At 38.1% G+C, this 13,693-nt stretch carries 17 protein-coding genes; 8 read left to right on the plus strand and 9 right to left on the minus strand.

Features of this window, described 5'->3' with window-relative positions; all coding sequences use genetic code 11:
- Positions 1–123 precede the first annotated feature (123 nt).
- Complete coding sequence (locus tag FPQ13_RS05500; RefSeq protein WP_144088324.1) at positions 124–216, plus strand: YjcZ family sporulation protein; 93 nt, start codon at positions 124–126, stop codon at positions 214–216.
- Between the two features lie 214 nt (positions 217–430).
- Here FPQ13_RS05500 and FPQ13_RS05505 read toward each other — a convergent pair whose 3' ends face one another.
- The 4 genes from FPQ13_RS05505 to FPQ13_RS05520 form a co-directional block, all read right to left on the minus strand.
- Positions 431–613, minus strand: a complete 183-nt coding sequence (locus tag FPQ13_RS05505) for a hypothetical protein (protein ID WP_144088325.1) — start codon at positions 611–613, stop codon at positions 431–433.
- Positions 614–647: 34 nt separating this feature from the next.
- Positions 648–1,187 carry a DUF3267 domain-containing protein gene (locus tag FPQ13_RS05510; RefSeq protein ID WP_144088326.1) on the minus strand — a complete coding sequence of 180 codons (540 nt, stop codon included), beginning with the start codon at positions 1,185–1,187 and terminating at the stop codon, positions 648–650.
- Between the two features lie 114 nt (positions 1,188–1,301).
- Positions 1,302–1,772 (minus strand): HTH-type transcriptional regulator Hpr, encoded by a 471-nt coding sequence (locus FPQ13_RS05515; RefSeq protein ID WP_236782487.1) that lies wholly within the window; start codon positions 1,770–1,772, stop codon positions 1,302–1,304.
- Positions 1,773–2,096: 324 nt separating this feature from the next.
- On the minus strand, positions 2,097–2,594 hold the full coding sequence (locus tag FPQ13_RS05520) for a GbsR/MarR family transcriptional regulator (protein ID WP_236782480.1): 498 nt from the start codon (positions 2,592–2,594) through the stop codon (positions 2,097–2,099).
- A gap of 297 nt (positions 2,595–2,891) precedes the next feature.
- Here FPQ13_RS05520 and FPQ13_RS05525 point away from each other — a divergent pair, with 297 nt between their 5' ends.
- The 3 genes from FPQ13_RS05525 (at position 2,892) to FPQ13_RS05535 (ending at position 5,950) form a co-directional block, all read left to right on the plus strand.
- A complete protein-coding gene (locus tag FPQ13_RS05525; protein ID WP_144088328.1) occupies positions 2,892–4,094 on the plus strand; it encodes a quaternary amine ABC transporter ATP-binding protein in 1,203 nt (400 codons plus the stop codon).
- On the plus strand, positions 4,087–4,929 hold the full coding sequence (locus tag FPQ13_RS05530) for an ABC transporter permease (RefSeq protein ID WP_144088329.1): 843 nt from the start codon (positions 4,087–4,089) through the stop codon (positions 4,927–4,929). Before FPQ13_RS05525 ends, FPQ13_RS05530 begins: the two co-directional genes overlap by 8 nt.
- Before the next feature lie 100 nt (positions 4,930–5,029).
- Positions 5,030–5,950 carry a glycine betaine ABC transporter substrate-binding protein gene (locus FPQ13_RS05535; RefSeq protein WP_144088330.1) on the plus strand — a complete coding sequence of 307 codons (921 nt, stop codon included), beginning with the start codon at positions 5,030–5,032 and terminating at the stop codon, positions 5,948–5,950.
- 149 nt (positions 5,951–6,099) lie between these two features.
- On the opposite strand, the gene FPQ13_RS05540 is transcribed toward FPQ13_RS05535, so the two are convergent.
- Both FPQ13_RS05540 and FPQ13_RS05545 read right to left on the minus strand, forming a co-directional pair.
- Positions 6,100–6,477 (minus strand): YtxH domain-containing protein, encoded by a 378-nt coding sequence (locus FPQ13_RS05540; RefSeq protein WP_144088331.1) that lies wholly within the window; start codon positions 6,475–6,477, stop codon positions 6,100–6,102.
- 174 nt (positions 6,478–6,651) lie between these two features.
- A complete protein-coding gene (locus tag FPQ13_RS05545; RefSeq protein ID WP_144088332.1) occupies positions 6,652–7,071 on the minus strand; it encodes an HIT family protein in 420 nt (139 codons plus the stop codon).
- A 144-nt stretch (positions 7,072–7,215) separates the two neighbouring features.
- Between FPQ13_RS05545 and FPQ13_RS05550 the strand changes: the two genes are divergently transcribed.
- The 4 genes from FPQ13_RS05550 (at position 7,216) to FPQ13_RS05565 (ending at position 11,657) form a co-directional block, all read left to right on the plus strand.
- The gene (locus FPQ13_RS05550; protein ID WP_144088333.1) at positions 7,216–7,953 is read left to right on the plus strand and encodes an ABC transporter ATP-binding protein; all 738 of its coding nucleotides are present in this window, start codon (positions 7,216–7,218) and stop codon (positions 7,951–7,953) included.
- 1 nt (position 7,954) lies between these two features.
- Positions 7,955–9,181 (plus strand): ABC transporter permease, encoded by a 1,227-nt coding sequence (locus FPQ13_RS05555; RefSeq protein WP_144088334.1) that lies wholly within the window; start codon positions 7,955–7,957, stop codon positions 9,179–9,181.
- 201 nt (positions 9,182–9,382) lie between these two features.
- Positions 9,383–10,630, plus strand: coding sequence for an Nramp family divalent metal transporter (locus FPQ13_RS05560; RefSeq protein WP_144088335.1), 1,248 nt, complete (start codon positions 9,383–9,385; stop codon positions 10,628–10,630).
- A gap of 169 nt (positions 10,631–10,799) precedes the next feature.
- Complete coding sequence (locus tag FPQ13_RS05565) at positions 10,800–11,657, plus strand: YitT family protein (RefSeq protein WP_144088336.1); 858 nt, start codon at positions 10,800–10,802, stop codon at positions 11,655–11,657.
- Positions 11,658–11,727: 70 nt separating this feature from the next.
- On the opposite strand, the gene FPQ13_RS05570 is transcribed toward FPQ13_RS05565, so the two are convergent.
- The 3 genes from FPQ13_RS05570 to FPQ13_RS05575 form a co-directional block, all read right to left on the minus strand.
- Positions 11,728–12,900, minus strand: a complete 1,173-nt coding sequence (locus FPQ13_RS05570; protein ID WP_144088337.1) for an amidohydrolase — start codon at positions 12,898–12,900, stop codon at positions 11,728–11,730.
- Positions 12,901–13,024: 124 nt separating this feature from the next.
- Positions 13,025–13,174: a hypothetical protein gene (locus FPQ13_RS13405; RefSeq protein WP_186279559.1), complete on the minus strand. Its 150-nt coding sequence runs from the start codon at positions 13,172–13,174 to the stop codon at positions 13,025–13,027.
- A gap of 66 nt (positions 13,175–13,240) precedes the next feature.
- The gene (locus tag FPQ13_RS05575; RefSeq protein WP_377863258.1) at positions 13,241–13,684 is read right to left on the minus strand and encodes a ferritin-like domain-containing protein; all 444 of its coding nucleotides are present in this window, start codon (positions 13,682–13,684) and stop codon (positions 13,241–13,243) included.
- Positions 13,685–13,693: the final 9 nt, after the last annotated feature.

The raw sequence follows: 13,693 nt of genomic DNA on the forward strand, positions 1-13,693 counted from the left end.
CACAAAGATAAATATACCATAAAAATCTTTTTCTGAACATGAGTTAAATTCCGTTAATTGCCTAATCACTCATTTAATTTCTTACATAGTATAGGGTAGTTAAGCAACCAAGGAGGTGAAGTTATGTCAGGCAAAGGAGGATACTACGGCGGTGGCTTTGCGTTGATCGTCGTATTGTTTATTTTATTAATCATTGTCGGTGCCGCTTGGTTCTAAAAGAGGACGTAGACGAAAGAGACTGATCTTGGAGGCCTTCCAAGGTCAGTTTTTTACATAGTAAAACTTAATCGATGTTCTGCATGACGAATGCGCACTGGTTCGTGTGCGTATTTTGACGGCGCTAAACAGCCGCGTAATTAATTCAATGGTTTAAGCAATTTGACAATAAAAAAAGACGAGCCGTTCACCGACCCGTCTTTCACATTAAATTTTAGTAGAGATGAAATACTTCATAATAGGAAGAGAATAATAGAATCAGCATCGAGACATTAATTGTCCGGTATACTTTACTACTTTTCTCTGCTGACATTTCTGATTTGGTACAAAATTTGTGCGTCAATGAATTGAATGAATAGAAGATAAACAACGCAAATCCGATATAAAAATAAAACATTTTCTTGTACCTCCCAACTTCGGTCTAAACAATTTTAGTCTCGTACTAGTATATCAAACTCATTTTGCGACTTTTCAATAACAGATTTTTTTGGAGCCCGAAGTATTGAAAACAACGTTAACCAATCGTGTAAGGACATGCCAATGTGAATGGCTGCCATGAACAACAATATTGGATGATAAGCCGGAATATAGTAAGCAAGTATAATTAAAGGTAGTGTAATGATCAAAGTTGGTGCAATAATTGATAGAATAGATGTTTTCTTAGATAACGTTGATTCCATCTGTGCTCTCAATGAAACAATGACTTTATATTTTACTTTCCATTTTAGATGGATTGTTTTACTCGTAAATAATATAGGGGCCACATGTATTAACTTATGCATAATTGGCAACAAGAATAAACTAATCACGACAGACGCAAAAGGAGGTTCAGCCAATTGAATGTGCTGAAATACAATAGAAAACGGCATATATAAAACGATAAAGGCTAAAATGGCTGTTAGGATTGATAATAGTAGTAATCTGTTCTGACCGATTTCTTTCGTAACGTTCACTGTTTTCCAGCAAGTCATGTTAAAACCCCCATTCAAGAGAAAAGAATAATAGATTCCTTTTATATGCAATATGCATTTACCTCTCGAATAATACGCCCTATAGAAAGAAAATTCAAGCCTAATTTCATAAATTTAATATTTTCTTTTTACACGCGATAAGGAACGGTTTAAAATATCGATGTAATCCGCACCATAGAGCTCTTCAACAATTGTCTCGAGTTCTTCAAATTCCGGGAAATTTCCGCCTTCAGATCGTAGAGAAAGAGAGGCAGAAACAATTGAATTTTTTTCGGGATCCATCTCTTGCATTGTTTCGATAAATAATTCTCGTCCTTCATCGGTCAATTCAACGTATGTGCTTCTTTTATCATTCACTTTTTTTGATAATCTGACTAACCCTCTAGTCTCCAACTTTTTTGAGAAGTTAAAAGCCGTTGAAACATGCATAATACCTAGTTTTGAAACTTCAGAAATTGAAACACCATCCAAATGATAAGCGATTAGCAAAATATGATGCTCATTGATGTTCAAATTGTACGGCTTGATCCACTCTTGCCAATCTTTCTCAACACGCTTCCAAATTGCTTTCGTCAATTGCGCCATTTTATGGGCGTAAATTAAAGATTCTTGTAAAGAATAGGATTCATTTTTCACGCTGACTACTCCTTCGAAAAATAAATGAATGATAAAATCTCAGCAAATGGGGAACAAAGACAGCTTTATCGAGTAAAACCGTAAGTGACTACTTCTTTCAATATAGTAACATACTATAAATAAGCATTGTATAAGAATGGTTGTGTAAAAGAGGTTTATAGTAAGAAATTTTCGGGTATTGTTAAGATGAAGATTTTTTAATATGTTATATACAAAGGAATGAAACTAGGGTCTTCATGTAGCAAAAAGACTATCCTAGTCGTTGTAGAATAGTCATTCAGTCTTGTGCTGATTTAATTGTTTAAATACTTCTTCGAGTGACTTGTGAAATAAAATGGCCTCATGGATTTTTTCTTCAATAAAAGCCCGCTCCTCAGAATTACTTAAATCCTGCAGTTTGTTTTCAATAAAATTCAGATTGTTTTTTTGTTGTTCAATCGCATCAAGCCATCTACGCACATATGCTTTCATGAATTTATAGTAAAGATCTTTTTTAGCTTTATATAAATCTTTTCGCTCGCCTTTTTTCCAGACTCTCTCAATCAAATTAAAATCGAGTAATGTTCGAGTTGCATTGCTCATTGCTGTTTTGCTTTTACCTAAAGCTTCTTTCATTTCATCTAAGTTCATTGGACGATCACTTAAGTACAGAGTGACAAATAATTGTGATTCAGAGGGGTTCAAAGCAAACATTTCTAATGTTTTAGAGAATTCCGATATGACTTCATTATGAATGTCAGTAAGTTGTTCAGTATAGTTTTCCATCGTCATAGTTAATGACCTCCTGGCTCTGCTAATATTCACCATACTAAATTATTACAAAAATTAAAAACAGCAATGTTGGGAGTAAAAAAGAGTTATGTAACGTATTTTAAAGTATTTCCTTTGGTAAGTTCGTACAGTTTAAACTGTATGGAAATAATGGACTGATACGACTGTATTTAGACGTTGAAGTTTTAAAAGCTTACCTCTATAGTATAAAGAGTGTCGTATTACAGATCGGTTACAAATTAGTCCATAAGTAATACATTAAAATTTGAACAAGAGAAAATAAGAGAGGTGAGAGAATTGCCTGTTATTGAAGTAGATAATTTATCGAAAATATTTGGAAAGCGATCAAAAGAAGCTTTATCTTTATTGGATGAAGGTCTTTCCAAAGAGGAAATTTTAAAGAAAACAGGCTGTACGGTAGGTGTAAACCGTGCGAAATTCCAGGTGGAAGCTGGAGAAGTATTTGTTATCATGGGACTTTCAGGGAGTGGTAAATCAACGCTCGTTCGTTTATTGAATCGCTTGATTAATCCAACTGCCGGAGATGTCTACGTTCATGACGATAACCTGTCAACTATGAACAAAGAACAATTGCGTCGTGTGCGTCGTGAAAAAATGAGTATGGTATTCCAGAAATTTGGTCTGTTCCCATTCCGTACTGTACTTGAAAACACTGTGTTTGGTATGGAAGTTCAAGGCATGGATAAAGAAGAACGTGAGAAGAAAGCGACAGATGCACTTGAACTTGTTGGACTTGGCAGCTTTGCCCATCAGTATCCAAGCCAACTATCCGGTGGTATGCAACAACGTGTTGGTCTAGCTAGAGCTCTAGCGAATGACCCGGAAATCTTGCTTATGGACGAAGCGTTTTCCGCTTTGGACCCATTAATTCGTAAAGACATGCAAGATGAGCTTATGGACCTACAAGAAAAGATGCAGAAGACGATTATCTTTATCACCCACGATTTAGATGAAGCGTTACGTATTGGTGACCGAATTGCATTAATGAAAGACGGTTCCATTGTTCAGATTGGAACGCCGGAAGAAATCTTGATGAATCCAGCGAATGATTACGTAGAAAAATTCGTTGAAGATGTTGACCGTTCGAAAGTTTTAACGGCTGAAAATATTATGATGCGTCCAGAAACGGTTGATTTTGATAAGCATGGACCACGCGTTGCGTTAGAAAGAATGCGTGAGCAAGGACTTTCCAGCATTTATGTCATTGACCGAACCCGTCAATTAAAAGGGTATGTCAATGCGGATGATGTATTGGAAGCTAGAAACAATCAAGTGACAAGTCTAAAAGAGATTATTAAAGATGATATGCCAACGGTTGAAATGGAAACCCCAGTTCAGGAAATTTTTGATATTATTCATGATGCTCCTGTACCTGTTGCGGTTACAGAAGAAGGCAAGCTACGTGGAATTATCGTACGTGGAACACTAATTGCCGCCTTGGCAAATGTGAACGGAAATGGGGTGGAAGACAATGCTTGATTTTATTCCAAGTCTTCCAATTGCTTCATGGGTAGATGATGCTGTTAAATGGGTGACCAATACATTTGAATTCTTTTTCGATCCTGTTAAAGATCAATTCGGATGGTTATTGGATACGACAGCAGAATATTTATCCATGATTCCGCCAATTGTGATCATACTTCTAGTTGCTGTATTGGCATTTTTCATGAGTGGGAAAAAGTTTGGATTAGCAGCATTTACAATTATTGGATTGCTGTTTATTGAAAACCAAGAACTGTGGAGCGAGCTAATGTATACATTCACATTAGTGTTCTACTCTAGTTTATTAGCAGTGGTTATTGGTATCCCAGTCGGAATACTGATGTCTAAAAGTAATACGGCTGAAAGTATTATTCGTCCGATATTGGACTTTATGCAGACGATGCCTGCATTCGTTTATTTGATTCCAGCAGTAGCGTTCTTTGGAATTGGAATGGTACCTGGTGTATTTGCTTCGTTTATTTTCGCAACACCACCAGTTGTCCGTTTTACCAACTTGGGAATCCGCCAAGTTTCAACAGAGTTGGTTGAGGCATCAGATGCTTTTGGTGCAACAGGTCAGCAAAAGCTATTTAAAGTAGAACTACCAATGGCAAAACCTACCATTATGGCAGGTGTCAACCAAACGATTATGCTTTCATTGTCAATGGTCGTAATCGCATCAATGATCGGTGCATCAGGACTAGGAAGAAACGTACTATCTGCACTTCAGCGTGCGGAAGCAGGTGCTGGTTTCGTAGCCGGCTTTGCGATTGTTATTTTAGCGATTATTATTGACCGTTTGACACAAAACTTGAATAAACCGAATCAGTAATGAACATGATTTTTAGTAAACTTTGTTTTAAAGAAGGGATTTACTTTCTCATCTTGGGAAAGATCCAATATATTTATTATTAGTAAAGGGGAGTATTTATATGTTTAAAAACGTTGGAAAACGTTTTGCGTTTATCGCTGTTTTAGCATTGACGCTTATCGTCGCAGCGTGTGGCGGCTCAGATGGTGATAGCGAATCATCTGGAGATAACGGAGAATCAGAAGGTTCAAACGTAGGCGACGGTAAATCAATCGAGCTCGTTTATGTTGAGTGGGATACAGAAATCGCTTCTACACATGTTGTAGGTAAAGTGTTGGAGGATTTAGGTTATGATGTAACACTAACTCCACTCGATAACGCTGTTATGTGGCAATCTGTTGCAAACGGTGAATCTGATGCAATGGTAGCAGCTTGGTTACCAGGTACTCACGGTGATCTTTTTGAAGAGTATAAAGATCAGGTAGAAGATTTAGGTGCGAACTTTGAAGGAGCTAAAATCGGTGCAGTAGCTCCATCATACTTGGAAATTGACAGCCTTGAGCAGCTACCTGAAATTGCTGACCAAGTAGATTCTACAGTTACAGGAATTGAACCTGGAGCAGGTGTTGTTCAAGCGTCTGAAGAAGCAGTTGTAGAATATGGCGGAGACGATTGGGAAGTACAAACGTCTTCAAGCGGTGCAATGGCAACAGCTCTTGGAGAAGCAATTAGCAATGAAGAGCCAATTATTGTAACTGGTTGGTCTCCTCACTGGAAATTTGCTGAATATGACTTGAAATACCTTGAAGATCCAAAAGAAATCTATGGTGGTGCTGAAGAAATTAAAACAATGGCACGCCAAGGACTTGAAGAAGACCTACCTAACGCTTATAAAGTGCTAGATAACTTCTCTTGGAACGAAGAGCAGTTCAACAGCATCATGCTTGAAATCCATAATGGTACAGATCCTGCAGAAGCAGCAGCAACTTTTGTAGAAGAAAACCAAGATCTTGTTGATGAGTGGACTGCAGACGTCGAGTAATCGATTGTCTTATGGAGAAACACGCATACTGGCATAGTGCTAGTATGCGTGTTTTTTAAAAAACATAGCTATCAGTTAAGCATACAAAAAAGCCTCGACCTTTTGTGTTCAACACGGGTCGAGGCTTTACATAATCTTTCATGATTCCATTATCCTTTTGTATGATTTGATGAACTGTTCATTTTTTCTTCCAGCTCTTTAATACTCTCTTCAATTTGCATTAAATGATTTTGTAAGCTTTCTTGATGGGGTTCGATGGTGTCTTTCCAACTTTCCACAGAAACTTTTATATCTTGGGAAAGGTCTTTCATCAACGCAGCACCTTCACGAGAAGTTTTTGTGATTTGCTCTTTCAATCTTTTACCGTCTTCTTGTAATTGATTTGCTAAATCTTTCAGTCGGGTACTTTGGTCTTTTACTTTCCCCCGAAACTCCTCACCAGAATTCGGAGCGGTTAATAATGAGATCGAAGCGCCAACAACACTACCGACCACAACACCAAATACAAGCGATTTTCCGTTTACCATATTATCTAACCCCTTTCTTTTCTCATTGTCATTATATCATTTTTCCCTATGTTGATTCGAAATAATCCTCAAGTTGTTCTGTAATGGTATCTTAAAAAAACTGTTTTTCCCATGACTAAAAATGGCTACCAAGTTGAAACCAACTTGGTAGTCATTTTGCATATCATGTGTAATTTATAACGCCGAAGAAATCTTTTCTGCAAGCTGCTGTAGTTTTTCTGGTGTATAGTCATCACTATGCTGTTCCCAACTGACCTTTAAGCCGTCGTTTTCGTCAAACCGAGGTAAAAAGTGCAAATGAAAATGGAATACACTTTGATCAGCGAAAGAACCATTGTTGTTTACTAAATTCATGCCTTTCGGATTAAATGCTTCCTTAATGCCATTCGCAATCTTTGGTGCAACTTTAAATAATTCGGAGGCTGTTTTTTCATCCATTTCATAAATGTTTTCATAATGCTTTTTTGGAATTAATAAGACATGACCTTCCGTAACTTGTCCGATATCCATGAAAGCATAAACGTTCTCATCTTCATAAACTTTTGCTGATGGTAGTTCGCCATCAATGATTTTACAAAAAATACAGTCAGACATGAAACTCCTCCTTATTAATCATCTAATTTAATTGTAGCGTAACTCAATGTCGAATGACAGGAGAAAAACACATATTTATCAAAAGTGTTTTATTTTTTGTTATGATAGTAAAAGATAGCTTGTGCGAAGAAGTGAGGGATCTAGTTGGAAGAATTATTGCGGATTGAAAACTTGGTCGGTGGTTACACAAGAGACGATGTATTGCACGGTCTGACCTTTCATGTGAAAAAGGGTGAAGTTGTTGGGTTAATTGGCTTGAATGGTGCAGGAAAAAGTACCACCATTAAACACATTATTGGTTTGATGACACCTAAACAAGGCAGCATCGAAATAAATGGAAAAACAATTCATGATGATTTGGAAACGTATCGACGAGAGTTCGCCTACATACCTGAGATGCCGATGCTTTACGAAGAATTGACATTGGATGAGCACTTGCATTTAACAGGAATGGCTTACGGGTTAGATAAGAAAACATATGATGAGCGCGTTGGTTTCTTATTAAAGGAATTTCGCTTAGAGTCTAAGCGGAATTGGTTTCCGGTCCACTTTTCAAAAGGTATGCGTCAAAAAGTGATGATTATGTGCGCTTTTTTAGTCAAACCTTCGCTTTATATTGTGGATGAGCCATTTGTCGGTTTGGATCCTTTAGGAATTCAGTCTTACTTAGACACAATGAATGAAATGAAGGAGCAGGGAGCGGGTGTCTTGATGTCGACACATATATTGGCAACCGCTGAGCGTTATTGCGACCGTTTCATTATCTTGCACGATGGGAAAATCCGTGCAAAAGGTACGCTACGAGAATTGCAAGATGAGTTTAAGATGCCAGGTGCTAGTTTGGACGATCTCTATGTACGTTTAACGAGAGACGAGGGATAAGATGAACACCAATCAGTTATGGAAGGATCGATTCAATCAACATATAAAAATGCTTAGCCGTTATCTGAAGCTCATGTTCAATGACCATTTAGCTTTTGCGCTAATTTTCTTTGTCGCCGCGTTTGCTTACTTTTATCAACAATGGTTACAAACGGTTCCACAAAACTTTCCAGTCGAATGGATGGCGGCTATTATATTTGGTTTCCTCGTTACATTTAGTTCCGTCCGTACGTTTTTGAAACAAGCGGATGAAGTGTTTTTATTGCCAATTGAAGATGCGATGAAACCATATATGAGAAATGCTTTTATTTATAGTTTGATCATCCAAGGTTATTGGTTAGCTCTCTTTTTATTTGCCTTAACGCCACTAATGATGACAGTCAAGGAAGATATATCAATTGGCCATGTACTAGGATTATTTGCATTTCTTGTCGTTTTAAAGATAGGCAACTTACTAGCAACCTGGTTTGCCCAAAAAACGCGGGATAACTCTTATCACTATGTTGATTACGGCGTACGTTTGGTGGTCAATACATTGTTTGTGTTTTTTGTTGTATCTGAGGTTTGGACGTTAGCGGCCCTGGCGGCAATTGTGTTTATAGGGATTATGTTCGTTCACTATACACAAGTCAATGTGAGAAATAGCTTCCCTTGGGACTTATTGATTGAGAGAGAGGAAGAAAAGCTTCAATTTTTCTATCGGATGGCTAATCTCTCAACGGATGTACCGAATTTAAAACAGAAGCCGAAGAAGCGTCATTGGCTCGTTCGTCAAGTCACGAGTACACTATCTTTCAAACAAGAGCAAAGTTTCTTCTATTTGTATAGCATTACCTTTTTAAGAAGCCGTGATTATTTTGGCATGTACTTTCGTTTAATTCTTTTATCTATCTTTTTCGTGTACTGGATTCCATTGTTCTGGGGAAAAGTTTTCTTTAGTCTTTTATTGTTATTCGTCAGTGGATTTCAGTTCATAACGATTTATCATCATCATAAAGGGTTGGATTGGATTAAGTTGTATCCAGTACCTGAATCTGTGCGAAAAAAAGCAATCCATCAAATGATTTTATTGTTAATGATCATTCAAATTTTAGTGGTATTCCCTGTCTATATTTGGTTTGGGAACCTTGGTAATGCATTGATTTTTACGAGTTTGGCTATCGTATTAACGATTTTGTTTGAGACCTTTTATTTAAAAAATCGAATGAATCGAATGAGTGATTCTTAAATGAAACTGCAAACGTGTCGTCAGAGGATGGCCGTTTGCGGTTTTTTGATTTCTGACCGATGCGTGCTAATTTTTGTTCTGCATCTTCTCTTTTGAAAAATTTAATTGGTGGAACCTCTATCCAGTTTGTCCGCCCATGATTTGGGGAAGGCAATTAAACAACTTAGAGATTTAGCAAATTTTCTCGTTGGGGGTTCATCGATGAATAAAAAGACAAAATCTTTCAGGGATCGCTTGAAAGAAAAAGCGAAAGCAATAGGACCAGGAGCGCTCATTGCAGCATCTTTTATAGGTCCTGGGACTGTTTCAACAGCGACTGAAGCAGGAGCTTCCTTTGGTTTTGCATTAATCTGGGCAATTGTATTTTCAATAATTACAACGATATTCTTACAAGAGATGGCTGCCCGACTCGGTGTTGTTACAGGGCACGGTCTTGGAGAAGCCATACGCGATCAATTTGAGAAACCAATACTTAAATACAGCATGGTTATCGTAATAAGTTTTTCTATCGGTGTCGGCTGTGCAGCTTACTTAGCAGGTGATCTGACGGGTGGTGCGTTAGGCATCTCGATGATGACCGGAATTCCTCAAAATTATATTGCGCCTGTGATTGGCGTCATTATTTTAATACTTGGTTTGACTGGTAGTTATAAGCGTTTTGAAAAAATATTAATTTCGCTGATTGCCATCATGAGTGTGACTTTCTTGACGACAATGATTGTCATCCAACCGAATCTGTCAGAAGTGTTTCAAGGGGCGTTTGTTCCATCCATCCCATCTGGGTCGATTGTGGTGATTGTGGCTTTAATTGGTACGACGGTTGTGCCTTATAATCTTTTCATGCACGCTTCTAGTGCGAAGGAAAAATGGGGAAGTCCTGCCGACTTAAAAAAAGCCAGATGGGACATTATATTAACGATCACCATCGGAGGTTTAATTACGATTGCGATTATGGTTACAGCCGGTGCAATCATCCGAGGTACAGAAAAAGCCGGAATTGAAGCATTAGCGTTGGCTTTAGAGCCATCTCTCGGTGGCTGGGCCAGTGTTTTCATAAGCATTGGAATGCTGGCTGCAGGTTTTTCTTCTGCAATGGCTTCTCCACTTGGAGCCGCTTATACGATTGGTGGCTTGACGAAATGGGGGACAAGCTTTGATCGTTGGCAGTTCAAAGCAATATTTTGTGTCGTAATTAGTATTGGGATTATCACTTCAGCTATCGGATTTGAACCGATGCAATTGATACTTACTGCACAAGCTTTAAATGGTTTAATTTTACCGATTATCGCAATTTCGCTTCTCATTGTGATGAATAACAAAAACGTTATGGGTAAGTACGTCAACTCGTTAAAGTTAAATCTGATTGGTGGAGTAATTGTCGTCATCGTCAGTGGACTAGGAATTTACAGTTTGGTTGATGCAGTATCATCATTTATGGATGCTGTTTAATGAACACACTCAACAAATAACTGAAAATGCACACTTACAGAACGATGTAGGTGTGCATTTTTTTATGCAAAACATTTTGATCCTTTAATGCGTTCTTATACGGAAGTTCACAAACTGACCGTTTAGTGATAAAATCGTCAAGGTTTCGTAAAAAGGGAGCAGGATAGAAATGATCGAGCGAAAAAGAAGAACAACCTCAAAAAATTATTTAGAACAAATTATTTATGTCATTATAGGTTCACTTATCGTCTCATTTGCTTATAATGGTTTTTTATTGCCGAACTATATTGCTGCTGGTGGCGTTAGTGGAATCAGTACAATTACAGAAGCGCTATTTGATTTAGAACCCGCTTATGTAATTTGGGGCATTAATATTCCGATTCTTATCACTTCCTATTTTTTATTGGGAAGAGCCGCTACATTCCGTTCAATCGTTGGCTCATTGGTACTGCCTTTTTTCGTATTTTTGTCTAGAAATATTGAGCCATTTACAACAGATCCACTTTTAGCAGGCCTTTTTGGGGGGTTAGGTGTTGGTATTGGTTTAGGTATTGTGTTTTTAGGTGATGCATCGACGGGGGGAACATCGTTGATTGCTCAGTTCATTCACAAATATACGAACCTATCACTTGGTGCAAGTCTAGCAATCATTGATGGGTTAATTGTCATTACAGCTATGATCGTATTTGATATTGAACTCGGTTTATATGCATTGATTGGACTTTACTTAACGAGCAAGTCTATTGATCTTATTCAAACAGGCTTTAGCCGGTCGAAGGCTACATTTATTATTTCCGATGAATATTTGGATGTTCAAGAAGCGATTTACACGCGTGTTGATCGTGGAGTGACACGAATCACTGCACAAGGTGGTTTTACGGAGGATCATCGACCGATTTTAATGTGTGTCGTGAATCATAATGAAATTGCTGCGTTAAAGCGTACGATTAAAGCTGTTGACCCAAAAGCTTTTGTCATTGTAATGGATTCTTCAGAAGTATTAGGTCAAGGATTTCAAGTTGAATAATGGATAAGTAGAAAAATAGACGCGGACAAAGATCAGAAATCTTCGTTCGCGTCTATTTTAATAGTAAGGTTTACTTTTCTTGTGCTTTCCGATAACCATGCAATAAAGCCTTTGCTGCTATAGGTAATGCTCTTTCATCAATATCGAATTTTGGATGATGATGTGGGTAAGGTTCACGGCCTTCAATTTTTGCTCCAGTAAAGAAATATGCACCAGGGCGCTCTTGTAAGAAATAGGCAAAGTCTTCGCCGCCCATTACGGGAATAATTTCATATGATTCTTTAACACCAGGTATTTCAGTGCCGTCTTCAATATAATAATTAGCCTCATCGATATGATTAATGACAGGTGGATAGCCTTTTACATAATCCAGTTCATAATCGGCACCATAGCTTAGCGTAATCCCTTTTAAAATGGCATGCATTTCTTCAATAACCTGTGTTTGAACATCCTCATCTAAATACCGAACCGTTCCAGTTAGACGTGCGGAGTCTGCAATCACATTAAAGGTCGAACCCGCGTGAACTTCACCGAGTGTGAGAACAGCTGGTTTTAACGGATCGATTCGCCGACTGACGATTTGTTGCAATTCGACGATTGCTTGGCCAGCCATGACAATTGCATCTTTCGTTTGATGCGGCATCGCACCGTGTCCACCTCTACCTTTGATGGTAATTTCAAATCGATCGGCTCCAGCCATGAAAACACTTTTCGAAGATTCAATTGCATGAACGGGTGTTGTTGCCCAAAGATGAGTGCCAAATATTGCGTCTACACCATCAAGTGCACCGTCTTCAATCATTGGTTTTGCTCCACCTGGTTCTAATTCTTCAGCAGGTTGATGAATCAGTACTAATTTCCCTGGCAGTTCCTCTTGAAAAGGAAGAACAGCTTCTGCAACCGCCAGTAATGTTGCCGTGTGACCATCATGCCCGCAAGCGTGCATCACGCCGTCACGTTTAGATTTGTAAGGTACATCATTCTCTTCTTGAATCGGCAATGCATCAAAGTCTGCTCTTAAAGCGATGTTTTTACCTGGTTGCCCACCTTGAATGGTTCCGATTATTCCATATCCACCGACATTTTTTCGATAAGGAATACCAAGCTTGTCATAACGTTCAGCAATAAATGCGGCCGTTTCTTTTTCTTCAAAAGATAACTCAGGATGTTGATGTAAATAACGACGATCTTCCACCATTTGTTCTGTTAACTGATCAATCTTTTCATAAACCTGACTCCACACATCAATCACTCCCAACAAACTATTTATAGATAGTATATCAGACGAAAGGAGAACTTAGAAAAGGATTTTTTATAAGAGTGGTCGTAATTGATATGTAAGTGGATAGTTTGAGATTATGGTTTTGTTAAACTCCGTTGTTGATAACTAAATATCGGTTTCTCCACGAAATACCGGCAGCTTCGCTCGATTTTTCAGCGGCATTCCTCGGTTTTTCGACGGCCTGCTCTATGTATAGAACGTCTACAGTTTTAGCCAAACATTTTGCCGTAGTCATATAAATAACCCCATACGTGATTACTACCACGCACGGGGCTTAACAGTTCTCATTTATTGAAAAAAATTAACTAAGTCGAGGATCATCCAGTAATCGTTGCATTTCTTCTTTGTGACCTGTTTCATCGGCAATGAAATCTTCCAGCGTGACAACCAATTCTGTGTACCCTAGTTCTTCTGCCTGCTTTTTACGTTCTTCATAGCGGTTGATTGTATCGATTTCATTTTGTAATGCTTCTTCAAGCATTTCTTTTACATCAGTTAATTGCTTCACTTTAGCCGGTGTTGTCGTCGGTGTGCCACCAAGCGTCTTAATTTTTTCAGATAAATATAATGCGTGCCCGATCTCATCAGTGCTTTCTTCTTGGAAAAAAGGCTTTAAAACTTGTCGGTACATACCAGAAACAACTGCCGCATTATACGTATACATAATGACTGCAGCATATTCGTGTGCTAAATCATCATTCAATCCGTTGATTAATTTTTGTACATTTTCATCCAAAGAGATCATCCTTTCTGG

The sequence above is a fragment of the Allobacillus salarius genome, from assembly GCF_007559425.1.
Taxonomy (GTDB): Bacteria; Bacillota; Bacilli; order Bacillales; family Alkalibacillaceae; genus Allobacillus; species Allobacillus salarius.

What these genes read in the sequence shown, in the direction of transcription:
- FPQ13_RS05575 (WP_377863258.1), bottom strand. Translation starts at nt 13,684, where the DNA reads ATGATCTCTTTGGATGAAAATGTACAAAAATTAATCAACGGATTGAAT.
- FPQ13_RS05545 (WP_144088332.1), bottom strand. Translation starts at nt 7,071, where the DNA reads ATGTCTGACTGTATTTTTTGTAAAATCATTGATGGCGAACTACCATCA.
- FPQ13_RS05530 (WP_144088329.1), top strand. Translation starts at nt 4,087, where the DNA reads ATGCTTGATTTTATTCCAAGTCTTCCAATTGCTTCATGGGTAGATGAT.
- FPQ13_RS05510 (WP_144088326.1), bottom strand. Translation starts at nt 1,187, where the DNA reads ATGACTTGCTGGAAAACAGTGAACGTTACGAAAGAAATCGGTCAGAAC.
- FPQ13_RS05535 (WP_144088330.1), top strand. Translation starts at nt 5,030, where the DNA reads ATGTTTAAAAACGTTGGAAAACGTTTTGCGTTTATCGCTGTTTTAGCA.
- FPQ13_RS05560 (WP_144088335.1), top strand. Translation starts at nt 9,383, where the DNA reads ATGAATAAAAAGACAAAATCTTTCAGGGATCGCTTGAAAGAAAAAGCG.
- FPQ13_RS05540 (WP_144088331.1), bottom strand. Translation starts at nt 6,477, where the DNA reads ATGGTAAACGGAAAATCGCTTGTATTTGGTGTTGTGGTCGGTAGTGTT.
- FPQ13_RS05515 (WP_236782487.1), bottom strand. Translation starts at nt 1,772, where the DNA reads ATGGCGCAATTGACGAAAGCAATTTGGAAGCGTGTTGAGAAAGATTGG.
- FPQ13_RS05500 (WP_144088324.1), top strand. Translation starts at nt 124, where the DNA reads ATGTCAGGCAAAGGAGGATACTACGGCGGTGGCTTTGCGTTGATCGTC.
- FPQ13_RS05505 (WP_144088325.1), bottom strand. Translation starts at nt 613, where the DNA reads ATGTTTTATTTTTATATCGGATTTGCGTTGTTTATCTTCTATTCATTC.
- FPQ13_RS05520 (WP_236782480.1), bottom strand. Translation starts at nt 2,594, where the DNA reads ATGACGATGGAAAACTATACTGAACAACTTACTGACATTCATAATGAA.
- FPQ13_RS13405 (WP_186279559.1), bottom strand. Translation starts at nt 13,174, where the DNA reads ATGACTACGGCAAAATGTTTGGCTAAAACTGTAGACGTTCTATACATA.
- FPQ13_RS05555 (WP_144088334.1), top strand. Translation starts at nt 7,955, where the DNA reads ATGAACACCAATCAGTTATGGAAGGATCGATTCAATCAACATATAAAA.
- FPQ13_RS05565 (WP_144088336.1), top strand. Translation starts at nt 10,800, where the DNA reads ATGATCGAGCGAAAAAGAAGAACAACCTCAAAAAATTATTTAGAACAA.